The organism is Castellaniella sp. (assembly GCF_041677825.1).
In the GTDB taxonomy this organism is placed as follows: domain Bacteria; phylum Pseudomonadota; class Gammaproteobacteria; order Burkholderiales; family Burkholderiaceae_B; genus Castellaniella.
Genome location: NZ_JBAYPG010000001.1, coordinates 41,947 through 65,708, shown reverse-complemented (window position 1 = coordinate 65,708; position 23,762 = coordinate 41,947). Strand labels below are relative to the sequence as shown.

General features: G+C 64.7%; 20 protein-coding genes. 13 read left to right on the top strand and 7 right to left on the bottom strand.

The window, feature by feature from the left end; genetic code table 11:
• Positions 1–105: 105 nt before the first annotated feature.
• Both WCY17_RS00260 and WCY17_RS00255 read left to right on the top strand, forming a co-directional pair.
• Complete coding sequence (locus WCY17_RS00260) at positions 106–2,139, top strand: SpoIIE family protein phosphatase (RefSeq protein WP_372700156.1); 2,034 nt, start codon at positions 106–108, stop codon at positions 2,137–2,139.
• Positions 2,136–3,353, top strand: a complete 1,218-nt coding sequence (locus WCY17_RS00255) for an ABC transporter substrate binding protein (protein ID WP_372700155.1) — start codon at positions 2,136–2,138, stop codon at positions 3,351–3,353. The genes WCY17_RS00260 and WCY17_RS00255 overlap by 4 nt, the downstream gene beginning before the upstream one ends.
• Before the next feature lie 5 nt (positions 3,354–3,358).
• On the opposite strand, the gene WCY17_RS00250 is transcribed toward WCY17_RS00255, so the two are convergent.
• Positions 3,359–4,813 carry a glutamate-cysteine ligase family protein gene (locus WCY17_RS00250; protein ID WP_372700303.1) on the bottom strand — a complete coding sequence of 485 codons (1,455 nt, stop codon included), beginning with the start codon at positions 4,811–4,813 and terminating at the stop codon, positions 3,359–3,361.
• A gap of 247 nt (positions 4,814–5,060) precedes the next feature.
• On the opposite strand from WCY17_RS00250, the gene WCY17_RS00245 reads away from it, so the two are divergent.
• Entirely contained in the window at positions 5,061–6,500 is a 1,440-nt protein-coding gene (locus WCY17_RS00245) for a dihydrolipoyl dehydrogenase (protein WP_372700154.1), read from the top strand.
• On the opposite strand, the gene WCY17_RS00240 is transcribed toward WCY17_RS00245, so the two are convergent.
• A complete protein-coding gene (locus tag WCY17_RS00240) occupies positions 6,497–7,366 on the bottom strand; it encodes a DMT family transporter (protein ID WP_372700153.1) in 870 nt (289 codons plus the stop codon). The two genes, WCY17_RS00245 and WCY17_RS00240, sit on opposite strands and share 4 nt — an antisense overlap.
• A gap of 186 nt (positions 7,367–7,552) precedes the next feature.
• Between WCY17_RS00240 and WCY17_RS00235 the strand changes: the two genes are divergently transcribed.
• Genes WCY17_RS00235 through WCY17_RS00215 form a run of 5 tightly spaced genes read left to right on the top strand, consistent with a single transcriptional unit; the run spans position 7,553 to position 12,177 of the window.
• Positions 7,553–7,984 carry a hypothetical protein gene (locus WCY17_RS00235; protein ID WP_372700152.1) on the top strand — a complete coding sequence of 144 codons (432 nt, stop codon included), beginning with the start codon at positions 7,553–7,555 and terminating at the stop codon, positions 7,982–7,984.
• A gap of 41 nt (positions 7,985–8,025) precedes the next feature.
• Positions 8,026–9,420 carry an FGGY-family carbohydrate kinase gene (locus WCY17_RS00230; protein ID WP_372700151.1) on the top strand — a complete coding sequence of 465 codons (1,395 nt, stop codon included), beginning with the start codon at positions 8,026–8,028 and terminating at the stop codon, positions 9,418–9,420.
• Positions 9,421–9,465: 45 nt separating this feature from the next.
• On the top strand, positions 9,466–10,428 hold the full coding sequence (locus tag WCY17_RS00225; protein ID WP_372700150.1) for an ABC transporter permease: 963 nt from the start codon (positions 9,466–9,468) through the stop codon (positions 10,426–10,428).
• A gap of 32 nt (positions 10,429–10,460) precedes the next feature.
• A complete protein-coding gene (locus WCY17_RS00220) occupies positions 10,461–11,408 on the top strand; it encodes a sugar ABC transporter substrate-binding protein (protein WP_372700149.1) in 948 nt (315 codons plus the stop codon).
• Between the two features lie 10 nt (positions 11,409–11,418).
• Positions 11,419–12,177, top strand: a complete 759-nt coding sequence (locus tag WCY17_RS00215) for an ATP-binding cassette domain-containing protein (protein WP_372700148.1) — start codon at positions 11,419–11,421, stop codon at positions 12,175–12,177.
• A gap of 83 nt (positions 12,178–12,260) precedes the next feature.
• Here WCY17_RS00215 and WCY17_RS00210 read toward each other — a convergent pair whose 3' ends face one another.
• Positions 12,261–13,865, bottom strand: a complete 1,605-nt coding sequence (locus tag WCY17_RS00210; RefSeq protein ID WP_372700147.1) for a diguanylate cyclase — start codon at positions 13,863–13,865, stop codon at positions 12,261–12,263.
• Positions 13,862–16,165: a putative bifunctional diguanylate cyclase/phosphodiesterase gene (locus tag WCY17_RS00205; RefSeq protein ID WP_372700146.1), complete on the bottom strand. Its 2,304-nt coding sequence runs from the start codon at positions 16,163–16,165 to the stop codon at positions 13,862–13,864. The genes WCY17_RS00210 and WCY17_RS00205 overlap by 4 nt, the downstream gene beginning before the upstream one ends.
• Positions 16,166–16,425: 260 nt before the next feature.
• Between WCY17_RS00205 and WCY17_RS00200 the strand changes: the two genes are divergently transcribed.
• Positions 16,426–17,124 (top strand): aspartate/glutamate racemase family protein, encoded by a 699-nt coding sequence (locus WCY17_RS00200; protein WP_372700145.1) that lies wholly within the window; start codon positions 16,426–16,428, stop codon positions 17,122–17,124.
• 106 nt (positions 17,125–17,230) lie between these two features.
• On the opposite strand, the gene WCY17_RS00195 is transcribed toward WCY17_RS00200, so the two are convergent.
• Both WCY17_RS00195 and WCY17_RS00190 read right to left on the bottom strand, forming a co-directional pair.
• Entirely contained in the window at positions 17,231–18,646 is a 1,416-nt protein-coding gene (locus WCY17_RS00195; RefSeq protein ID WP_372700144.1) for a 4Fe-4S binding protein, read from the bottom strand.
• A gap of 72 nt (positions 18,647–18,718) precedes the next feature.
• On the bottom strand, positions 18,719–19,255 hold the full coding sequence (locus WCY17_RS00190) for an iron transporter (RefSeq protein ID WP_372700143.1): 537 nt from the start codon (positions 19,253–19,255) through the stop codon (positions 18,719–18,721).
• Here WCY17_RS00190 and WCY17_RS00185 point away from each other — a divergent pair.
• Positions 19,254–19,469, top strand: a complete 216-nt coding sequence (locus WCY17_RS00185) for a hypothetical protein (RefSeq protein WP_372700142.1) — start codon at positions 19,254–19,256, stop codon at positions 19,467–19,469. The genes WCY17_RS00190 and WCY17_RS00185 overlap by 2 nt on opposite strands.
• A 111-nt stretch (positions 19,470–19,580) precedes the next feature.
• On the opposite strand, the gene WCY17_RS00180 is transcribed toward WCY17_RS00185, so the two are convergent.
• Entirely contained in the window at positions 19,581–20,684 is a 1,104-nt protein-coding gene (locus WCY17_RS00180) for an NADH:flavin oxidoreductase/NADH oxidase (RefSeq protein WP_372700141.1), read from the bottom strand.
• A 125-nt stretch (positions 20,685–20,809) separates the two neighbouring features.
• Between WCY17_RS00180 and xseA the strand changes: the two genes are divergently transcribed.
• From xseA to WCY17_RS00165, 3 genes are all read left to right on the top strand, one after another.
• Complete coding sequence (gene xseA / locus WCY17_RS00175; RefSeq protein ID WP_372700140.1) at positions 20,810–22,390, top strand: exodeoxyribonuclease VII large subunit; 1,581 nt, start codon at positions 20,810–20,812, stop codon at positions 22,388–22,390.
• A 5-nt stretch (positions 22,391–22,395) separates the two neighbouring features.
• A complete protein-coding gene (gene xseB, locus WCY17_RS00170; protein WP_372700139.1) occupies positions 22,396–22,701 on the top strand; it encodes an exodeoxyribonuclease VII small subunit in 306 nt (101 codons plus the stop codon).
• 213 nt (positions 22,702–22,914) lie between these two features.
• Complete coding sequence (locus WCY17_RS00165; RefSeq protein WP_372700138.1) at positions 22,915–23,757, top strand: fumarylacetoacetate hydrolase family protein; 843 nt, start codon at positions 22,915–22,917, stop codon at positions 23,755–23,757.
• The last annotated feature ends 5 nt before the right edge of the window (positions 23,758–23,762 follow it).

Below are 23,762 nucleotides of genomic sequence, written 5' to 3'. Positions count from 1 at the left end.
CCATGATAATTTACAATGCGTGCTGGGCACACCGGGGCCACGGCCCCACTGCCCTTCGGCATGATTCGCTGCTTCCAGCGCTTCTCTTCCTTCCGGGGTCTGCTCATGCGGCCACGCTCACTGCGCAGCAAAATCTTTCTTCTGGTGGGCCTGACCACACTGCTGGGCGCCATGGCGGTCCTGCTGATCACCCAACGCAGCGTGACCCACACCGTGGTGGCCAGCGAAAAGCATGCCGTGCGCAATATCCTCGATCTGCTGCTGCACGACAGCGAAGCCCGCTGGGGGGCCCTGCTGACCGACAAGATCACCACGGTGCGCAGCGGCCGCGCCCAGTTGCTGCAACTCGGCGCCACCGTACAGTCGGTGCTGGCCGTGTACGCCGAGCAGGCCCGTACTGGCGTGATCGGCACGCCCGCGGCCCAGGCCCAGGCGCGGGCCTGGATCAATACACTGGACATGGCCGACGGGCGCTTCGGCTTCGCGTTTGACGACACCTTCACCATCATCGCCAGCGGCCGGGCGGACTGGGTCGGTGCCGACCTGTCGCGCCTGCAGGACTACAAAGGCCGTGCGCTCGCGGCATCGATGCATGACGAAGCCAGAATCACCGGTCACGGTTTTGCCATTTACCGCTGGCCGGTGGCCAGCCCGATCGGGGGCGACCCGATCGAGGGTGACCTGATGTACGCTTATTTTGGCTATTTCGAGCCCTGGGACTGGGTGTTTTCCATCACCGGCAATGCGCGCCAGGTCGAGCAGAAGTTCGACGAGCGGCGCAAGGAAATGGAACAGTCCGTGCGCGCCGCCCTGGCCTCACTCAGGCTGGCCCAATCGGGATTTGTGTTCATCCTCGATGATGAAGGCCAACTGGTCTCTGCCCCACCATCGGGTCACGACGCGTTCCTGGTTGCGCACGACATCGACGGCAGCGCGACGTTGCGCGAACATATCATGCGGCATCGCGAGTCGGGCCACATCGAGAATTTCACATTCGACGAATCAGGTCGCGGCAACCCCTGGCAGATCAGCACGGCCTGGTTCAAGCCGCTCGGCTGGACCATCGTGGCCGCCGTGCCGCAAAATGACCTGACTGCGCCAGCGCGGGCTCTGCGCGATCGCCTGGGTCTGGCCTTTCTGCTGGTGCTGCTCGTCTCGCTCGCGGTCGCATGGGTGCTGTCCGCACGCATCAGCCGCCCCTTGCGGCAGCTGAGCGATTTCGCGCGAGCACTGCCCGAACAGGACCTGCAGCAGGCGGGCCACATTCCGCCCTACATCGCGCAATTGCCACACAGACAACCCGACGAGGTCGGCCGCCTGGCGGCCACTTTCATGTACATGGACCAGCAACTGCGTGAAAAGATCGCCAGTCTGCTCGACGAGACGTCCCGACGCGAACGCTTCGAGAGCGAACTGGCCATTGCGCGCCAGATACAGATGGGCCTGCTGCCACAGGAACCTGCCAGCGGAACACTCGGAAACATCGATCTGCACGCCACCATGCAGCCCGCACGCGAAGTGGGCGGCGACCTGTACGATTACTTTGTCCTGCCCGATGGCCGCCTGTGCCTGGCCATTGGCGATGTATCCGACAAGGGCATACCCGCAGCCCTGTTCATGGCCGTCACCCGAACCCTGCTGCGCGCATCGGCCGAAGATGAAAGCGACCCCGGGCAGATGGTGGCGCGGATCAACAACCGCCTGGCCGAACACAACCCCAACATGATGTTCGTCACCCTGCTTGTCTGTGTCCTGGACCGGGCCACCGGTCAGCTGGCCTGGGCCAACGCCGGTCATCTGCCACCGGGCATCGTGGCCACCGATGGCCACGTACGCTTGCTGGAAGGGCGCAGCGGGCCGGCCTGTGGCGTACAGGGCAATTTGCCCTATCAGGCCTTCAACACGATACTGGGCTGTGGGGAGCTCCTGTTCGGCTACACCGATGGGGTCACCGAAGCCTGGGCGCCCGACCACACCCTTTATGGCGAGGCGCGGTTGCACGGCATTCTTGCCCGGTCATCCGGGGTGGGCGCCCGGGCCCTGACCGATGCCCTGCTGGATGACATCCACGGATTCGCACGGGGTCTGGAACAATCAGACGACATTACCGTCATTGCTGCAAAGAGAACATGTTCATGATTGGACGCACCCTGATTGCCTTGCTCATGGCTGTGAGCCTGTTTTCCGGGCTCGCGCCCACGGCGCAGGCTGCCGATGCCGCGCCCCCCGTGGCCGCCACGCCATCCGCCGCGGCCCCACGCCTCTACCCTACCACCCCCGTGCGCAAGCCCGATGGCAGCCCCTGGCGCATCGGTTATCTGGAAAGTGGTGAATACGCCGAATATCCGCGCACCTTGCGCGTCATCGTCCAGGGGCTGCAACGCCTGGGCTGGCTGGCTCTGGATGACGACATCCCCACCGACATGAACGGCAAGGCCTTGTGGCTCTGGTTGGGTGAACACGCCAAAGGCGATGACCTGACATTCGTCGCCGACGCCTGGTGGCAACCAGGCGACTTCGACGCGGCGCAGCGCGAACCCACCCGCGATGCCATTGCACAGCGCATTGCCACACGGGGGGACATCGACCTGATCCTCGCCATGGGCACCTGGGCCGGCCAGGACATGCGCGCCATCGGCCCGCCGGTGCCCACTGTGGTGGGCTCCACCAGCAATCCGATCGCAGCGGGCATCATCGACAGCGTAGAGGACAGCGGGCGCGACAACCTGCATGCGCGTGTCGAGCCACAACGCTATCAGCGTCAGTTGCGGCTGTTCCATGACATCGTGCCATTTCAGACCCTGGGCATCGTATACGAAGACAGCCCGGCGGGCCGAACCTATGCCGCTCTGGATGCCGTCGAACAGGTCAGCAAGGAACTGGGCTTCAGGATCATCCCGTGTCATGCCGTATCGAGCAGCGTGCCGACCGCCACAGCCATCACCAACGCCACAGGCTGCTACGCAGATCTTGCGAACCAGGGCGTGGATGCCGTGTACGTGACCACCCATCGGGGCGTGACAAAAGAATCCATCCATGCCATCGCTGACATTCTGAACAAGGCCCGCATCCCCACATTTTCCATGGCCGGTTCCGAAGAGGTGGCGGCCGGTCTGCTGCTGAGCCTCGCCAAGGCCGATATGTCGTACGTGGGGCAATTCCACGCCGAAACCGTGGCGCGTATCCTGAACGGCGCCTCACCCCGACGCTTGATCCAATTATGGGTGGACCCCCCGAAGATCGCGCTCAATCTGGGTACGGCGCGCAAGATTGGCTTCAACCCGCCGGTCGACATCCTGCTGGCCGCCGACGAAGTCTATGAATCCCCTGCCTGGCAGCAGGGCAACCGGTGATCCGATCAGGCACCATACTGCACCGGATCCAGCGCTGCGTGGCGCGCCACCACCGCCGCCAGTTTCCGTGACCGGTCACCCGATGCAGCGCGCCAGGTCTCGAGCAGCCGATCGGCCGCGTTGTGCTGCGTGTGCAGGACGAAGTCCGCATAGGCCAGCCAGCTTCGATCCGCCGGGTCCAGCCCTGCGCGCGCGACGGCCAGAACGTCTGCGCACAGGGCCCGTACCTGCCCGTCCTCGAGACCGGACATCAACGCAGCCTGGCGCAGCGCCCCCAGACGCTGCCAGCCCCAGTCGTGCATCAGGGCCACCGCCTGATCCAGATTGGCGAGCAGGCCGGCCTGCACGGCCATGGGAGCCATGAGCATGCTGCGGGCGACCCCGGCCCCCGCCTCTTCCAGCAGACACGCATCGGCAAAACCGGCTCCCGGTATGCGCCCCTCGATGTACATGTGCGCACCACAGGCCGTGAACAATGCCTCGAGCCCGCCGGGCGCCCGCCATGCAGCCCGCAAGTCAGGCAGGGACGGCAAGGTCTGGAAGCGGTAGCGCAGCCGGGCATCCAGGAATTGACCGATTTGCGAATACTCGAAATGATGCGCGCCGATCTCGAGATCAAGTGCCGTTTGGCCATCCAGACTGCGACCGCGCCAGCGACCCGCCCACAGTACGGTCATCAGACAGGGGTTCCCGTCGAGCAACAGGGTCTGCACGCCCTTGTAATCCGTGGAGGGATGCACCGGCAGGCCGCGCGAAACCGTCCCGGGCCCGAACATCCAGCCAAAGAAATCGGCCAGATCACGAAATGGCCGGGCGGGCCGGGTGCACAGCTTGCGATCGCCCGGAAAGCGCGCCGCGGCGAGCGCACGTGGCCACAGCAGCGTGCGCGTTTCCTTGAGCCCGGTGATCCGGCCCGACTCGAGCGGACTGTTGGCAAACAAAGCCAGGCCAACGGCGGCAAAGGCGATGTTCACGTTCAGGGCATCCACGGCACGGGCCACCGGTACTGACGTATTGGCCCCGTTCTGCGCCTTGGCATCGATTCCTTCGGCGTGATGCCAGCCGCGATAGTCGCGCAGTTCGCGATAGATCGCCCGCGGCACGCAGACCTGGGCATACCACTGCGCATCGCGTGCACAATCGGGGTGCTGTGACGCACTCAGGATGCAGGCCTGATCCGCCTGCAGTGCCTGCAAGGCATCGGCCAGCTCGGCATGGGCCCTGCGTGCCAGTTCATGCAGCCCCCCCTGGTCGGACCGTACGGGTGCCAACGCGGTTTCCAGCAGGTTGAAGCCGTTGTCCAGACCGCACTCGGCCACCGCCGTGTGCAGCCCCACGCACCGCCCGGCAAGCCGCTCGGAGCGTGGGGCACACCCATGGCGGCGCTTGATCGCATGCAGGGCACGGAAATAATGACGCACCGGCATGCTGGTGCCAGAGGCCTGATGTACGGGAATCATTTCCAGTTCGAGGCCGAACAGCCGTGATCCCGGCTGTTCCAGCCTGCACGCGGACGAAGCGGCTGGGTGATGTCCTGCCATGGTGATGGGTCCTCTTGCGCCGGCACGCACATGCAGCCACACAGGGGCCCGGATGCGTGAACTTGCGACGTGTGAACTTGCTATCATAATCGCCAATGCCTCATTCAAATCGGTGCCGCGGCCGGCAACCCGCTGCGATGCCCCGCAACTGACAGGACAGAAACCGGTGAAAACAGACATTCGTACTGATGTACTCATCCTGGGCGCAGGCAGCGCCGGCCTGTATGCCTTGCGCGAAGTGCGGCGCGCGCAGCGTGATTTCCTGCTCGTCGATCCCGGCCCGCTGGGCACCACCTGTGCCCGGGTCGGCTGCATGCCCTCCAAGGTTGCCCTGCACGCCGGCGCGCTCTGGCGTTCACGCCTTGCCCTGCGCGAGATCGGCACCACCGGGGTCGAAGCCCTGGCGCTCGATCGCGCCCGCACCTGGCAGAATCTGCGTCGCTTGCGGGATCAGTTCGCCGGCAGCGCAACAGACAAAGCGCGCAGCGCTGCAGGCGATCGGCTGATCCAGGCGCGGGCCCGCTTCCTGGCCCCCGATCGGGTCGAAATCGAAGGGCCCGCCGGCACGCAGCACATCCGCGCCAATAGTGTGGTGATCGCCACCGGATCACGCCCCGTGCTGCCCGGCTGGCTCGAACCGGTGCGTCGCCATACCGTGACCACCGACGAGGTGTTCGAGCTCGACACCCTGCCGGCCTCAGTGGGTGTCCTGGGCCTCGGGGCCATCGGGCTGGAGCTCGGTCTGGCGCTTTCCCGTCTGGGGGTACGCGTCATTGGGGCCGATATCGCCCCAGCGCTGGCCGGCACGGCCGACCCTGAAGTCGCCGCGCGCGCGCTCGAACTGGCCCGCCACGAAATGACCCTCTGGCTCGAAACTGAAACACGGCTCGAAGCGATGACCAATGGCGTGCTCATGCAGGCCCACGGGCAGTCCGTGCAGGTGGACCTGCTGCTTGCAGCCCTGGGGCGCCGTCCCAACGTCGATGGCCTGAACCTCGTCGAAGCCGGGTTCCCCACCGATGCGCGCGGCCTGCCGGTGTTCGACCCGGAAAGCCTGCAGATCGGTGACCTGCCCGTCTTCATTGCCGGCGATGCAAATGCCGACCGCCCTCTCATGCACGAAGCGTCCGACGAAGGTGCCATTGCCGGATTCAATGCGTCCCGCCCGGCGCGCCCGGCCCGTTTCCAGCGCAAGGTGAGCCTGGCCATTGCCTTTACAGATCCCGATCTGGCCAGCGTCGGCGCCCGTTTCGACCAGCTCGATCCCGAGGCCATCCTGATCGGTACGGTCACCGGCCAAAGCAACGGGCGCGCCCGTATCCTGTCGGCGGAAAGCAGCCTGGTGCGCCTGTATGCCGAGCGTGACAGCGGCCGCCTGCTGGGGGCCAGCATGGTTGCGTCGGGTGGCGAACACATGGCGCATCTGTTGGCCTGGGCGATACAGCGCGGCGAAACAGCCCAATCCTTGCTGGAAATGCCTTTTTATCATCCGGTGATCGAAGAAATGCTGCAGACGGCGCTGCAGGACATCGTGCGCCAGATGCCGCAGGCCCAGGCATGGCCATGGGGGCTGCAGGCCATCGACCCGGCGGGCGCAGCATCTTAGTTGTTGCGTCGCAGTAATACCGCGCTGATTGCAACCACCACGCAGACCATGGCCAGCGCATCCTGCCAGTTGGGCCACTCGCCAATCAGCGTGCTGCTGAGTACGCTGACAATGGGCACCGCCATCACGCTCATGGCGCTGGTGGACGCCGGCAGGTTGCGGGCCAGGGCAAACCAGATCACCTGCGAGGCGCCGTAGTTCAGGAAAACCGACCAGATCATCACCGCCCACATGAATGCACTCAGGTGCCATTGCGGCAGCGGCTCGATCGCTGCAGCCATCAGCATCAGAACCACCGACGATGTGCCCAGCATCCAGATGACCAGTGTCTCGGGCCCGATGGTCAGCCGCGCGCGTTGCATCCATACTGTACCGAGCGCCCAGAAAAAAGCGGCGCCCTGCATCCAGGCGATGCCCACCGGGCTGCCTGCGAGAGTGCTGAGTTCGTTCCAGAGCAACAGCACAATCGCCAGCAGAACCGCCGAAACCGCCACAGCCAGACGACGCGTGAAGCGCTCGCCATAGAACACCACCGTCAGCAACACGGTGAACACCGGCATGGTAAAGCCCAGAATCGCTGCCCGCCCGGCGGGCAGGAACGACACCCCGATAATGGACAGGCCATGCCAGCCCGCCACATTCGGCAGGCCAAGCACCATCACGCTGCGCCACTGGCCCGCCCCCCGCGGCAGCAGCGGAATTGCATGGCGGGAATAATACGCCGCCAGGGCCAGCGCGCCGCCGGCCATGGTGATGCCACGAAACCACAGTGGACTCATCTCGCGCAGCCCCACCTTCATGACGGGCCAGTTCAGCCCCCAAATCAGCGTCAGCAGGATCAGGCCAATCAATTGGCGACGGGTCAAGGCGAGCCCCAGAGTGAAAGCATACGGTTCTGGATGTTAGCATGCCGAATCCCGCAGAACCGAACCGGCAGGCGCAGGGCAAACCACACTGCAACACGTGGAAAAGAAGCGGCAACAACGGCGTCAATCCGGGCGACAATAGGGAGAAGAGGCCGACTTGACCGGCCGCATGATCAGGAGATGACCATGACTGCACTTTCCGCCGCCGAAGTTTCTGCCTTGCACGATGCGCTGGATGACGAATACCAATCCTGGGCAAGCTACGATCAAGTCATTCAGGATTTTGGCGAAATCAACCCCTTCATGAATATCCGGGCTGCGGAAGCGCGCCATATCGAGGCCCTGAGCGTGCTGTTTCGTACCTATGCCATCGACCTCCCGGAAAACACCTGGATTGGCCGGGCACCGCGCCATGACAGCATACGCGCAGCCTGCGAGGCGGCAGTGGCCGCCGAAATCGCCAATGCCGGCCTCTATCAGCGGCTCATGGCGGCCACCCGGCGAAGTGACATCCTCATGGTGTTCGAACGTCTGCGCGATGCCTCGCAACAACGCCACCTGCCTGCATTCCGGCGTTGCCTGGAGCGGTCTGGCGGCCGTGGTGGCGCGCCGCATTGAAAACCGAACCCGCACGGTCCATTTCCAATTCAAGCGCCGCCGTGCTGGCCATCGACCTGGGCTCCACAAGGCTGAAAGGCGCCTGGGTCCAGGCCGACGGACGCATGGGGCAGGTCCTGGCGACAGACTCGCCCGTGCGTATTCCCCGGCAGACGCCCGAAGGGGTCTGGCAAGCCGTATGCCACCTGCTGTTTCGCTTGCTGCAGCATCCCGAAGCGCCGTCGTCGATCCTGGCGCTTTCGCTCACCGGCCTGACGCGCACTCACGTATTCCTGGATCGCAACGGACAGGCAGCGGATCAACTGGTGCTTTGGGACGATCCCTACGGCGAATCCTGCGCCGCACAAGTGGCCGCGGCGTACGGTGTATCGGATACGCTGCGTTTCGGGGCATTTCATCCACTGGCCCGCCTGCTGCAATGGACGCAGGACCAGGCGCACGCACCCCGGGCCATGCTGGAGCTCAAGGACTGGCTGAACTTTCGCCTGACAGGCGAGTTGGCCACAGATGCCGTGGTGTACGGCCGGCTGTGGTCCGATACCGTCGCCGTGCCGCAAATCCTGGAACGTCTGGGCATGGCTGCCACCGTGATCCCCAGCCCGCGAGCGGCCGATACGCTGCTGGGCCAGGTGCGCGCTGCACCAGCTGCCGGGTTGGCTGCCCTGACGGGTGTGCCCGTGACGGTCAGCAGCTTCGACACCTGGTGCGCGACGCTGGGCATGGGCGCCATCCACGAAGGTGGCCTGTATGACATTTCCGGTACATCAGAGGCCATGGGCGCATTCCACGCACAACCCAGGCACCCACGCGGTGCGGTGTGCCTGCGCTGGACACGCGATCTGTGGCACATCGGCGGCCCGTGTCAGACCGGGCTGGGCACGCTGGCCTGGTTCGCGCGCGGTTTCCTGGATACGGACGATCCGGCCGCCACCCTGGCCGCCGCGCGCCAGTCGACCGCGTCAGAGCCCCCACTGTGCCTGCCATACATTTCAGGCGAACGCATGCCCTGGTGGGATGCCAGCCTGTCGGCGAGCTTCCATGGCGTGCGTGAATCGCACACCCGGTGCGACTTTGCACGTGCCGTGGTCGAAGGGCTGGCCCTGGCGCACCGGCTGGCCCTGGATGAAATCGGCCTGCGCACGTCCGATGCCACCATTCACATGGGCGGCGGGGGCTGCAGCCTGCCCGACTGGTGCCAGATGCGAGCGGATGCCTTCGCACGACCCATCCTGGTGGACGAGAACCCCGAATCGGCCCTTGCCGGCGCCGCATTGGCGGCAACCGTGGCACTTGGTTATCATCCCACTCTGACCGCCGCACAACACGCAGTCCGGCAACGCAGCCGGTCGATTCTTCCTGATCCAGCGCGTTCGCGCTATCTCGAAGGTCGGCTGGCCGGGTTTTCTTCTCTTCTGCACAAGACCCTGTCCGCATGACAACTGTCTTCTACCAGCGGGTTCAATCCGCATTCGACCGCCGCCATGGCCGTTGCTGACCTCGATTGGCACACCTGGCTGGCCCGCTACGGAACCTGCCTGGCAGGGGTCGTGCTGTTTCTGGCCTTTGCATTGCTGGCGCCCAATTTTCTCCTTTTGCAGAATCTCAGCAATATTGTCCAGCGCAGTACTTTCATGGCGCTGCTGGGGATGGGGTTTGCCCTCGCATTGCTGGTGGCCGAACTGGACCTGTCCTTTGCCAACATCTGCAGCCTGGCCGCCGTGGTCGTCGGCGGCCTGATCCAGTCGGGGCATTCCCCTGAAACCGCAGTGCTGGCCGGCCTGGCCGTCGGCGCGGGGGCCGGCATGCTCAACGGCCTGCTGGTCACATTCCTGCGCATCCCCTCGCTGATCGCCACGCTGGCCACGGCGTCGGTGGCGACGGGATTCTCCTTCATGATCACCGAAGGGGTTGCCTTCGTCGGCCAATGGGACCCCCGCTTCCTCTGGATTGGCCGGGGCACCCTGCTGGGCATTCCGGCACTGATCTTCTGGCTGGGGGTGGCCAGCCTCGTTGCCCTGTTCCTCCTGAAGCAGACCCGTCTCGGGTTTCGCATGCTGGCCACGGGCGAGGCCGGTGAGGCCACCCGGTTGGCGGGTGTCAATGTGCGGCGCATCAAGATCATCGGCCTGGCCCTGTCGGGCCTGGCAGCCGGCATCACGGCCGTGCTCATGACTTCGAACCTGGCTTCGGCGGCCCCCGATTCTGCCAGCGACCTGATGCTGACCTCCATCGCGGCGGTCCTGCTGGGCATGACCATGTTCGAACCTGGCCGCCCCAACATCCCCGGCACCCTGGTCGGCGCCCTGATGATCGGCATGCTCGGCAACGGGCTGGTACTGATGGGGATCCAGTATTATGTCCAGGATATTCTACTGGGCCTGATCATCGTGCTGTCGGTGGCGTCTTCGGCCTCGGTGCTCAAGAAGGCGGCCTTTTCCCTCTGATTCATTGCATGCACTCACTCGAGGACACTCCCATGATTGCTTTTCTGTCACGCTTTACCGGTATTTTGCTGCTGATCACCGGCCTGTCCGGCGTTGCCTCGGCTGAGCCCACGGTGGACATCATCGGCTTCCAGATGTCCTCCGAAACCCACGCGCGCGTCGTCAATGCGGCGGCCGACGCGGCGCGCGCCCAAGGGTGGGAAGTCCAGATCCTGAACAGCAAGGGCGACATGCCCACCCACATCCAGCAGTTGCAGACCGCGATCCTGTCCAAACCTGCCGGCATCATCGTCGCCATGGGCAAGCCCTTGCAGGCCGAAGAACAATTCAAGGCCGCCCAGCAAGCCGGCATCCCGGTGGTCACCGTCATGAGCGGCACCAGCCCCTACGTGCTGTTCGATATCGCCGTGAACGAATACGCCGCAGGGGCCACGGCCGCGCTGTACCTGATGGACCACCTCAACTATCGCGGCAACATCCTCACCGAACGCTACGAAGGCAACGCCGGCACACGGATCCGCGGCAAGATCCTCGACGTGGTCCTGAGCGAGAACCCTGCGGTCAAAGAACTGGGCGCCAACACCATGGCGCGCCCCTCCTCGTGGCGCAACGACGTCAAGGCGGGCATGAGCGCCCTGCTGCTGCAGAACCAGGGCAAAGTAGACGGGATCTGGGCCTCGTTCGATGGCCAGGCCTACATCATCGATGACCTGCTGCAGCAGCAAGGCGCCAAAAAGGGGCACCCGGTTCTGGTCAGTATCGATGGTGGCGCCGAAACCTACCGTCGCATTGCCGATCCGCAGTCCCTGCTCATGGCCACCGTGGCCATTCCGTTCGAGAAAATGGGCACTACCGCATTCGATGCCATCGCCCGGGCCCAGACCGGCGAGCCCCTGCCCGACATGGGCCAGCAAGGGCCCTACCTGTACATGGATGCCGAACTGATCGATGCGAACAACGTCTCGCAACATCTGAAGTAACCCATACGGCATGGCGCCCATCCTGGAACTGCAACAGCTCGTCAAGCGCTACGGTGGCGTCCAGGCCCTGATGGGTGTCGACCTGGACGTCCAGCCCGCGCAGGTTCTGGCCATCTGCGGCGAGAACGGGGCGGGCAAGAGCACGCTCATCAAAGTGGTCTCCGGCGCCCATCCTCCCACATCGGGCCGCATGCGCCTGAACGGGCGCGAGGTACACTGGAGCTCGCCCCACGATGCCCTGGTCAATGGTGTCACCACCATTTACCAGGATCTCGCGCTGGCCCCGAAACTGAGCGTCTGGCAGAACATCTTCATCGGCTCGGAGATCCGGCGCAGCATCCTGCCGGGTTGCCATATCCTCGACAAGGCCGCGATGCGCGCCCAGGCGCTGGAGTACCTGCAGCGCCTGCATCAACGGATCACCGACGTCGATCGCCCTGTCGAAGGTTTTTCGGGCGGGCAGCGTCAGGCGATCGCCATTGCCCGCGCGTTGCGCTGGGAGGCCCGGCTGGTCATCATGGACGAACCCACCGCAGCGCTGGGCGTGGCCGAAACCGCCGAGGTGCTGGCCCTGATTCAGCACCTGAAGGCCCAGGGCGTGGCCGTACTGCTGATCAGCCACAGCATGGAAGACGTGATCCAGGTGGCCGATCAGGTCGTGATTCTGAAAGCCGGGCGTGTGGCAGCCCGTGGCGCCACGGCAGAGCTGACACCGGCTTCGCTGGCGCAGGCGGTCATGACCGGGGTGTGGCCTTCCGCGCCGCACTGAGGCCTGTCGCCCCGTCTTCCTCCTGGGCCCGTTTGCAGCCGATCCCCATCGGCCGAGAACAAAGCAGCGGATCACGGCCGCGGTCAGATTTCCGGTTTCCCACTTTTTCCTGAAGAGCCCGCCGCTTCGACCCGGTTGCGTCCTGCCCGCTTGGCGCGGTAGAGCGCCTGATCCGCGCTCTCCAGGGCAGCCAGCACGCTGAGGCCGAGTCGCCAGTCCGCCACGCCCGCGGACACGGTGAGCACCTTGCCATCAGGCAGCAGCGGCTGCGCCGCCAGGCGGCTCTTCAGGCGCTCGGCCAGCTGCACGGCATCTTGCATATCGGCATCGGGCATGAGGACCAGAAACTCTTCACCACCCACGCGAAACGTCGTGTCATCGGCACGCACCACTTCGATGACCAGACGGGCAAACGCAATCAGCACCTGATCCCCCACCGCGTGGCCGTAGGTGTCATTGACCACCTTGAAATGGTCGATATCCAGCGCGACGAGGGCGAACGCCTGCTGCTGCGCGACCAGGGCTGCCAGCATCTGTTCCAGCCCACGACGATTGCCCAGGCCGGTCATTGGATCGACCTGGGCCGCCTCGCGCAATTGCCTGATCGTCCGGCGCGCGCGTCCGATCCCGGCCAACAGGGCCCTCTGCAAGGACTGCGCCTCGGTATACCAGCACCGCACCCGCCCGATGGACTGCGACAGATCACCAGACATGCCGCCTTCCACCAGGAGCGCCAGATGCCCGATGGGGCGCACGATCCAGCGCGCGGACCACCACGCGAGCAGCACCAGCAACGCAGTGGGCAGCAGCAGGTCGAGCAACACACCCAGAATGCGGTCATTCAGCCCCTGCAGGACCGAACGCAATGGGCGCTGCACCAGCACCAGCCACTGCGCTTCAGGCACATAGGCATAGCCCGCCACACGCTCGACCCCATCGTGATCCACATGGATCAGCCGGCCCGATTGCCGCGTCTGGTACACCTGCGCGATGGCCGGATCGTCCAGGCCGCCTTCACCGACATGCCCCGGGTGAGAATCGTAGAGCAGGCGGCCCGCCCGGCCGATCACCAGCAGCTGGGTATCGTCCCTGAATGCGGTGCTGCCCACCAGGCGCTGCAAACCCCCATCGTCATCCAGATAGACGGCTGCCGCCAGATAGCCCACATACTGGTCGGTTCGATCCATCAGAGGCTGCACCAGCATGATGGCCAACCGGCCATCGGGCGTCGTGAAGGCGGGGCTCACGCCAGCCTCCCGCAGTTCATGCAAGCGCCTCATGTCCGGAGACTGGAGATGATGGTAGGGTCGCTGTGCGGGATCCTTGAGCGCGATGGCCAGCAAGTGGTCCTGTACATCATGCACCGCCACGATGGAAAACCCCAGGCGCAGTTTCAGCAAGCGGGCCACCTCGGACTCGAGCACGAAATGGTTCATCTGGCTGCCTGTCATGAGTTCGCCCACGTCTGCCAGATCGCCCTGGGCCCGTTGCAGCAGTTCGGATGCCGATTGTGCAATCTTCAGGGCAAAGGACTCATTCGTGTCGAGCGAGGCCTCGATGAGCAGGTCGCGCTGGGCATTGCGGGTGCCCAGCAGGCCCACCAGCTGGGTCAGGATGATCGCCAGCATCACCAGGAGCATGAGCGCGTGGCTCAGGCGGATGCGCAGGGGCCTGGGCGCGCGCGTCATGGCGCGGACATCTCGATGGCCGCATGGCGTTCGGCCAGCCAGGCATCCAGCGGCACGGGGCGGGCATACAGATACCCCTGCAAGGCATCACAGCCATGCTGAAACAGGTAATCGGCCTGTGCTTCGGTTTCCACGCCTTCGGCCACCACGCGCAGGCCCAGCTGCCCGGCCATGCCCAGGATCATGTGCACGATGGCCCGACTGTCCCTTTCGTCCGGCAAGCCCGCAATCTGGCTGCGATCGATCTTCAGCTCGTAAATGGCCAGACGGCGCAGATAGCTGAGATTGGTGTAGCCCGAGCCGAAATCATCCAGTGAAAACCGGATGCCCAGACAGCTGAGTTCAAAGATCTTGCGCGCCGCGAGATCGAGATCGCCAAGCCAGGCTTCTTCGGTGATCTCGAAGATGAGACGGTGGGCGGGGGCGTCCGTCTCGCGGATCACGGCGCGCACGGAATCGACAAAATCCGGGCGCAACAGGCAATGCGGGCTGATGTTCACCGACAGGGTGTACGTGCCTGACAATGAGTGCAATGCCTTGCAGGCCACTTCGAGCGTCCAGAGGGTGAACGGCAGAATGAGCCCGATGTTGGCCAGAATGGGGATGAACCGTGCGGGTGACACCGTGCCGCGTCTCGGGTGCTCCCAGCGCGCCAGCAATTCTGCACTGCCGGCCTGGCCGCTGCGATCGAACTGCGGCTGAACATGCATGCTCAGGCCGCCCTGTTCAATGGCCAGCGTCAGGTCGCGTTCCAGCGCCAGGCGCTCGGTGATGTCCGCCTGCAGGGCCGGGCTGAACAGTACGATCTGATCGCCGCCCGCCGCCTCGGCCGCACGCACGGCGATGCCCGCCTCTTGCAGGATCATGCCGGCATCGGCCTGCGCCGCTATCATCGTGAACCCCACGCACATGTGCAGGCTGATTTTTTCGCAATCCACGCTGACGGGCTCATTTCTGAGGGCCTGATACAGGGCATGCGCCACGTTGAATGCATCGCGCTCGGCGGTGTCCCGCGCGCCGCCGAGCGTCGTCAGCAGAACGGTGAATTCATCGCCGGCCGTACGTGACACAGTATCGCGCGGCCGCGTCCCGGCGAGCAGGCGTTGGCTGATTTCACGCAACACCGCATCGGCAGCGTCCTGGCCATAGGTGTCGTTGATCTTGCCAAAGCCGAACACATCAAACACCAGCACGGCCGCCAGCGCCTCGCCGCTGGATGCCAGCGCAATAGCCTGCTCCACCCGGCTGATCAACACCGGGCGGCGCGGCAGTTCGGTCAGGTGATCCTGAAATGCGTCCTGCTGCATCTGCACTTGAAGCCGGGCCTGCTTGTCGATTTCGTTGCGTGCCGCATCGAGTTTCGCTGCATTCAACGCCAGCGAACGAATCAGCCTGCGCGCGCGATAGCGGTACAGGAACAGCCCCGCAAGCAATGCCAGCAACAGCCCCGAAAGCGCCAGGTCCACAGGCCAGTGATCGTGCCGATCCGGCGTCCGCGGACCCTCGAGGCTCACGCCCCAACGTGCGAGCAGCTCGAAATACGGCGACCGTGGATCGGCCTGCCAGGCTGACAGATAATGATCGATGCGCGCCAGAATGTCCGCGTGCTCGCCTTTCGCCGCGGCATAATGAATCTGCACGGGCAGGATGACCATCGGGGATGCCTCGAGACCATACGTCCTGGCAGCCGGGGCGCCAAAAAGATCATTGGCCAGCACGGCATCGGCCTGACCGGCCTGAACCAGGGCAAAACCCGCCTCCAGATCGGCCACCGGCACCAATACGGCGGACAGCCCCATCTCGTCGAGCAGAGCGCCCAGGCGACTGGCCTGGATCGAGCCGTCGAGCACGGCCACCCGCTTGCCGGCCACAGCCGACATGACATCGAGTGGCTCGCCGATCCGCACAAACAGCCTCGTCCAGCGTTCGTAGGCCGTCACCTTGTTGAGATTGAGCGTGTGGGTCCGACTCGGGCTGTAGGCCACGTTGGGCAGCAGATCGAGCCCGCCGGCGCGCAGCTTCTGCAGGCACACACGCCACTGGCAGGCCTGTGGCTGCAGCATCCAGCCTTCACGCCTGGCGATGTCCTGGAGCAGTTCACCCAGCAGGCCACTGATCTGGCCGGTCGGCGACATGAAAAGTGCAGGCGGTGTGTTCAATACCCCGACCCGCAGCGTTGTCGTGCCATGCGCCACGTACAGACCGGCCACAGCCCAGAGGATCGCAACCCGGCCCAGCAGCCGAGACACGCGCAGCCCTCGCTCGGCAATGCGCCTGGCAGCGTAACGCACAATCAACACGACACCCTTCTTCTGGTCAGTTTGGGCCCTTGGCCGGCACATCGACCTTGAATGCCAGGGAATACTTGAAGATTTTAGAAATCTGCAGCGCGTCCGGTCAATGCCGGGCCCCACGTCACTTCGGTCGGGGTTGACTCATGTCAAAGGAACAGGCCCGACAGTCGCCCGAAAATAACGCTATCATGCTTACAATTCTGGTGTGCTGCATTGGCCAGGTTCAGCGGTACGGTCGGCGCGCACCAGCCAATATGGATCACACCATGAAAACGATTGGTTTGCTGGGCGGGATGAGTTGGGAATCCACCGTGCCGTATTACCAGATCATCAACAGGGCCGTGAACGACCGTCTGGGTGGCTTGCATTCGGCCCGCATCCTGCTCTGGAGCGTGGATTTTGCCGACATCGAGGTGCTCCAGCACCGCGGCGACTGGTCGGCCGCGGGCCAGATCCTGGCCGGGGCGGCCTGCAATCTCGAGCGCGCTGGTGCAGATCTGCTGGTCCTGTGCACCAACACCATGCACAAGGTGGCATCCACCATCGAGGCGGCCATCACCCGGCCGCTGCTGCACATTGCCGACCCTACGGCCCATGCCATCCGCCAGGCTGGCGTGGCACGGGTGGGCCTGCTGGGCACAGCCTTCACCATGGAACAGGCCTTCTACCGTGATCGGCTGGCGTCCCGGCATGGCATCGAAGTGCTCGTGCCGGACGCCGGCGAACGGGCTGTGGTGCATCGCATCATCTACGATGAACTGTGCCTGGGCCAGATCCACAAGGCCTCACGCGAAGCGTACCGGCGCATCATGCACAATCTGATCAAACGGGGTGCCCAGGGCATCATCCTGGGGTGCACTGAAATTTCCTTGCTGGTGAAGGCCGAAGACGCCAGTGTTCCCCTGTTCGACACGACCGAACTGCATGCCCTGGCTGCCGCGGATGCGGCGCTGGCGCACGGCTGACCGACCGTGTGGCCCTGCCGCAGGGCAATCGATGCGGCAACAGGCCAGTCCGCTGCCCTGCGCATCACCTCGGACATCATCGTGCCCCCGCGCCCCTCACCCGGGCTCAATGCAGGAACAGCAGCAGCCAGACCCAGGCAAAAGGCAACAACCCCAGGGCAACGGCGGCTACGGCCGCTGCCCGCCGCCTGTGACTCGGCGTGCGCAGGCCGGCCAGCCGCCACTGAAAGCGCAGGCTCCACAGCAGGGCCAGTGCCAGCAGCGAGAAACGCAAGGGGTTGGCCCAGCCCGTGGCCAGGCCCTCATGTTGCAGCAGGCTGAGCGTCGTCGCTGACAGACCCAGGAATACACCGATACCCGCGGCCGGTATCAGTCCTTGCGCGAGCATGTGAACACCGGCCAGCGAACTGCGCAACAACGCGCCTGAAGAATCGCGCACCCCGGGCCGCTGCAGATGGGGCAGGCTGCGATCGGCCAGCCATAGCCCTGCAAACACGCTGCCGCCGACCACGACCGCAGTGGCCAGGATGAACAGCAGAATGACGGCACCATCCAGCCAGCTGAAACTGTCGTTCACCTGTGGATAATGCGTGAGGATGAACCAGGGCGCGCTGTCGGCCAGCGGCCAGTACACATCCGCCTCGACCAGCCATGTGGCCAGGGCCTGCTTGAGCGTCACATACCACGGGCTCGCGCTCCACAGGAAGGCCCCCGGTGCCAGGCCCATCAAGCCCAGCACGATCAGGGCGCTCTGCCAGGCATTGCCACCCGATACATGCACGATTTCGGCTTCGGGTGAACGCGGTGTCAATGTGATCGCCCCCCGATAGTCGCTGCAGCGCCCGCACATGTGGCAATCGGCGGCGCCCTGCATGGTCCGCAGCGGCAACAGCGGCGCGCAATTGATGGACTCGGTGCGCCTCTGCGGCGCACGCCACGCGGCCGCATCCACCCGGTAATACCACGGCGACAGCTTGGCCAGCAGGCTGAACACCCCGCTCACAGGGCATAGATACCGGCACCAGACGCGCTTGTTCTTGCCATAGAGCCAGCCCACCCCCATGGCCGCTACGGTGGACCCGCCCAGGATGGCCGCCACCGCCCATGGATACTGATACACGCTGATCAACTGCCCATAGATCGTGGTCAGGCTGAAGGCCACGAACGGCCAGCCGCCCCAGCGCATCCAGCGCGGGATTGCCCCGCCCCGGCCATGGCGGCTGGCCCATTCGGTGAGCGTACCTTCAGGGCAGAACAGACCGCACCAGGCCCGGCCGAACAGCGGAATGGAGATGAGCACGAACGGCCACCAGAGCCCCCAGAACGCAAACTGGGCCAGCACCGTGAAATGGCTGAAAACAGTGGCCGTACGCCCTGGCAGAGGCAGGAACACGGGGATCAGCAGCAGCGCCAGGTAAACGCCCACGATGGTCCACTGCAGGCGGCGAATGGCCTGCTGATGGTCGCGCAGGAAGTCGCCCGCCCGGGCGACGCGTGCACGAAATGCGGATGCTGCCACCATGATCTCGCGAGCCGCGGCCTGAACGATACCGGGAACCCGATGCCAGTCAGCGTACCTTCGGTAACTGCGCCTTCAGTAGCCGCCCTTCTTGCCGGTGCCGGCAAAGACAAAATCGCGTTCGACCTCGAAGGCTTCGAACCACGGTGCCACACCGGTCTCTTTGTCGACGTGCCGCCCAAATGCATGACCATCCATGGTATCCGGCGAACCGATCATCAGCGTGAGGTGGTATTTTCCCGGCCCTTCAAGTTTCACGTTATCGCCATAGTGCGGGCCATCGTTGGCCACCATCGGCATCAGGTCGCCTTCGACGATCCGGTCACTGCCCTGCTTCTGCAGACGGTACTGGACGTTCAGATACGGGGCCCAGCTGCCTTCCGGCAGGCCGTTCGGGTTGTCGGCCGTGGCGTGGATATCGGCCTCGAGGTGAATGTCCGAATCCTGCGCCGCGCGCATCATGTTGTCGGGCTCCATTTCGACCGGCTGCAGATACACGGCGGCCACCTCCAGGCCATGGATCTGTACCGGCTCACCGATCGGGTATTCAGCGGCCCAGGCCGGGCTGACCAGGGCCAGAGCGGCACACGCCGCGAATATTTTGAGGGACATGCGTATCGACTCCGGGCAGGACATGATTCAGGGGACGGTCCGGGTCGATATCGGCATACCCGGACCAAACTTCGAGAATGATAACCATTCTCGAACAGCCTGCGCAATGAAAATAATCCGCATCCGCAATGACGGCTCTGCGCGAAACCCCAGCGGTGTTGCGCAGACGCAGCAGAACCCCGAACTCGCACCTGCCTTCCGGAAGACGATCTGACGAGCAGCCTGCTGCCTGACCTGCTGCCTGACCTGCTGCTGATCTGCTGCTGATCTGCTGCTGAGCGACCTGCTGATCGGCGTGCCGTTGCCTGGCGCGCCGGAGGCCGGTCTATCGGGCCGCAGGCGAGACGGCTGGCACGAGACCACCGGCCCACTTGGCCGGATTGACACGCTCATACTGTACGGGATGCTGCGCCACTGCGCCCAGATCGAGCGCCGCCTGGTAGGCCCAGTGCGGATTGTGCAGAAAGGCCCGGCCCAGGGCCACGGCGTCCGCCTGCCCGCGCGCCACGATCGCTTCGGCCTGTTCGGCCGTGAGGATCAGGCCCACGGCAATCACCGGCATGCTGACCGCGGCCTTGATATGGCTGGCCAGATGCACCTGATAGCCGGGCTCCAGCGGTATCTCGGCCGGTGCGATGCCGCCGCTGGAGATATCCACGAAATCGCAGCCCAGGGCCTCGAGCGCCTGCACGAAGACCGTGGATTCTTCCAGTGTCAGGCCGTCGGGCAGCCAGTCTGTCGCCGAGAGGCGCAGCCCGAGCGTGACCGATGCGGGGATCGCCTTGCGCACCGCCTCGAACACTTCGAGCGGATAACGCATGCGCCTGTCGAGCGAGCCGCCATAGTCGTCGGTGCGCCGGTTCGCCAGCGGCGAGAGGAACTGGTGCAGCAGATAGCCATGTGCGCCGTGCAGTTCGATGACGTCGATGCCCAGCCGCACGGCGCGCTGCGCGGCCGCCACGAAAGCCTGCTTGATATGCGCCAGATCTTCATGCGTGCAGGCCCGCGAGCGGCCATCGGGGGTATCCGACGAGGACAGCGTCGGCCAGGCATCCTCGGCGGCGGTAAGCGGCTTGCCGCCCAGCCACGGTACTTGCGAGGACCCCTTGCGCCCGGCATAGTTGAGCTGTATGCCAAAATGAGCCGCGCCCGCCTGGCGGCAAAAGGCCAGCACCTGCCCCAGCGCCAGTTCATTGTCATCCGAATACAGCCCCAGGCAGCCATGCGTGATACGGCCCGAACGAAGTACGCCAGTGGCCTCGATGAGCACCAGCCCGGCCCCCGAGCCCGCCAAAGTGGCGAGATGCTTGAGCTGCCATTGGCTCGCGCAGCCATCATGGGCCGAGTACTGGCACATGGGTGACACCACGATCCGGTTGGACAAGGTCTGTCGACCCAACGTCAAAGGCGAAAACAATTGGCTGCTCATGAACGGTTTGCTCCTGGCTCGGGCCCGGGTGCCGGGCCGCATGTGCTAAAAAGATAAAGCTTCGCCGAACTTCGTGCCAGATGCAAGCCGCACTCTTGCGCTGCCGATCCGCTCTCGAATCCGTCATGTCACGTCACTATCTGAATGTCCCCTTCAAGGAAAAAGACCAGGCCAAGCGGCTGGGCGCCCGCTTCGATTGGGAACAGAAACGCTGGTATGTCCAGGGCGACAGCGATCTGACAATTTTCGCGGCCTGGCTGCCGGCCGATGACATGCTGGCGACGCGAGTGCCTGATGCACCGGCTGGGGCGGATCCGGTGTCCACAAACCCCGGCGATCCCTCTGCGCCGGGCATCCCGCTATCCCAGCTGTTGCGCAGCGTGTCCATGGCCATCGCCCAGGCCTGCGACCCGCAAGGGGTCTGGACCCTCGTCGAAGTAGTGGACATCAAGGTACGCGGCCACGTCTATCTCGAGGTGTCCGAGCGCGACGACACGGGCCAGCCCATCGCCAGCGCACGCGCCATCCTGTGGCAATCCGCGGCTGGCCGGATCCTGCCGGAATTCGAGCGCCTTTCGGGCGTGAAGGTACAGGCGGGGATCAAGCTGCTGGTCCGGGTGCGGCCCGAATTCCACATGCAGTACGGCTTCAGCCTGCTGGTCGAGGCCATCGATGCCCAATATACGCTGGGCCAGCTCGAAGCCCGCCGACGCGAGATCCGCGCGCGGCTGCAACGCGAGGGCCTGTTTGAACGCAATCGCCAGCTACAGGCGCCCTGGGACTACCGCCTGGTGCTGGTCGTGGCGCCGGAACAGGGCGCGGGGCTGGGGGATTTTCGCGCCGAAGCCCAGCGGCTCGAGGCTTTTGGCATCTGCCGCTTCGTCTATGCCACCAGCCGTTTCCAGGGGGAAGGGGCTGCTGTCGGTATCGTGAAGGCCCTCGAAGAAACGCTGCAGCGCCTCGATACGCCGCCGGATGCGGTGGTCATCATTCGCGGCGGTGGTGCCGCGGGCGACCTGGCCTGGCTGGACGATTACGCGCTGGTGCGCAGCGTCTGCATGCTGCCGATCCCGGTACTCACGGGTATCGGCCACGAGCGCGACCGGGTCCTGCTCGATGAGGTGGCCCACACCCGCTTCGACACCCCAAGCAAGGTCATCGCCGGCATCGAGCAGCGGATCCGCCAGCGCACCGATGAAATCATGGCAGCCATGGCCGGTGTTTTCCAGCTCGCCAACGCCCTTGCCCACCGGCTGGGTGCCCGGCTTGTGCAGAACATGGTGCAGATCCGCGCAGACGCCCACCGCCAGGTGCACCAGGCCGCCAGTCGCTGCAATCATCTGTCATTGCGCGTGAATCACGAAGCAGCCAAGACAGTGCAATCGGCCCGCATTCGCACACAAAGCCTGCTGGGGGAAACCGGGCATGATGCCCAGCGCCACCTGGCCCTGGCCCGTCAGAGCACCCCGGTGCTGCTGCTGCACAGTCAGGAACGGGTGCAGGCGCTGCTGCGTCTGGCCCACGTACGCAGCCAGGGGCTGCTGCGCGAGATTCTCGGCCAGGGCCCCGAGAAGACGCTCACACGCGGCTTTGCCATCGTGCGTTCGGCGCGCGGTACGCCCGTTATGCGCCTGAGCGATGCACGCCACGAGCCCGCGCTGAATCTTCAATTCAAAGACGGCACCCTGCCCGTCAAACCTGTTTGATACCCATGGACGATACCCCAGACAGCTTCAGGACAGCCTACGAGATCCTGCAACGCCATGCCGACGCCCTGCGCAGGCAGGAAGAACCGAACATCGACGAACTGCTCGACATCGTCAACGAATCCGTGCAGGCCTACAAGATCTGCAAGGCACGTATCGAGGCCGTGGAAAAAGCCCTCGAAAAAGCCCTTGAAGATCCGGATTTGCCCGACACACCGGGCACCTCGGCCGCCGCGCAGCATGGCGCCCCCCAGGAAGGCGCCCCGCAGGATGGCGCGGCGGCGGATGATGACGACGACGTCCCGTTCTGAGTGCGGCGCACGAGCCCGCGGTACAAATCACTACCCTGCGAACCCCGGCGACCCCAGCGCCGGCACGCAATCATGAGTCCGCCATCAAGGCAGATGCGAGCGTGTATCATAAGGCGATGAACTCGCTATGCCCGCAATCCAGTGGGCCAACCGTCGATGCGTGGGCTGACATGGGCCTGTGCAGACCCCATCCATAGAAGAAGGAACCGCCACATGAAACTGCTCAGAGTCGGCCCCAAGGGCCAGGAAAAACCCGCCATGCTCGATGCGCAGGGGCGCATGCGCGACCTGTCCGCTGTGATCAGCGACGTTGCGGGTGAAGTCCTGACGCCAGCCGGGCTCGACAGGCTGCGGGCACTGAACCCCGATACCCTGCCCCTGATCGAAGGCTCGCCACGCATCGGGCCCTGTGTCGGGCAGGTTGGCAAGTTCGTCTGCATCGGCCTGAACTACGCCGACCACGCGGCCGAAACCGGTGCCGACATTCCGAAGGAGCCGATTCTGTTTGCCAAATGGACCAGCGCGATCTGCGGCCCGAACGACAACGTGGAAATCCCGCGCAATTCCAGCAAGACAGACTGGGAAGTCGAGCTGGGCGTGGTGATCGGCCAGGGGGGGCGCTACATCGACCAGGCCCGGGCCATGGAGCACGTTGCCGGTTATTGCGTGGTCAACGACGTGTCCGAGCGCGAATTCCAGATCGAACGCGGCGGTTCATGGGCCAAAGGCAAGGGCAACGACACCTTCGGCCCCATCGGCCCCTGGCTGGTGACCCGCGACGAAATCGCAGACCCGGGCAATCTGCACATGTGGCTCGAGGTCGATGGCCATCGCTTCCAGGATGGCTCAACCAGAACCATGGTCTTCGACATCCCGCACCTGATCAGCTATCTGAGCCAGTTCATGAGCCTGCAGCCCGGCGACATCATCTCGACGGGCACGCCCCCGGGGGTGGGCATGGGCCAGAAGCCCCCCAGGTACCTGCGCGCCGGGCAGACCATGCGCCTGGGCATCGAAGGGCTGGGCGAGCAACAGCAGACCACGGTACAGGCCTGATCTGT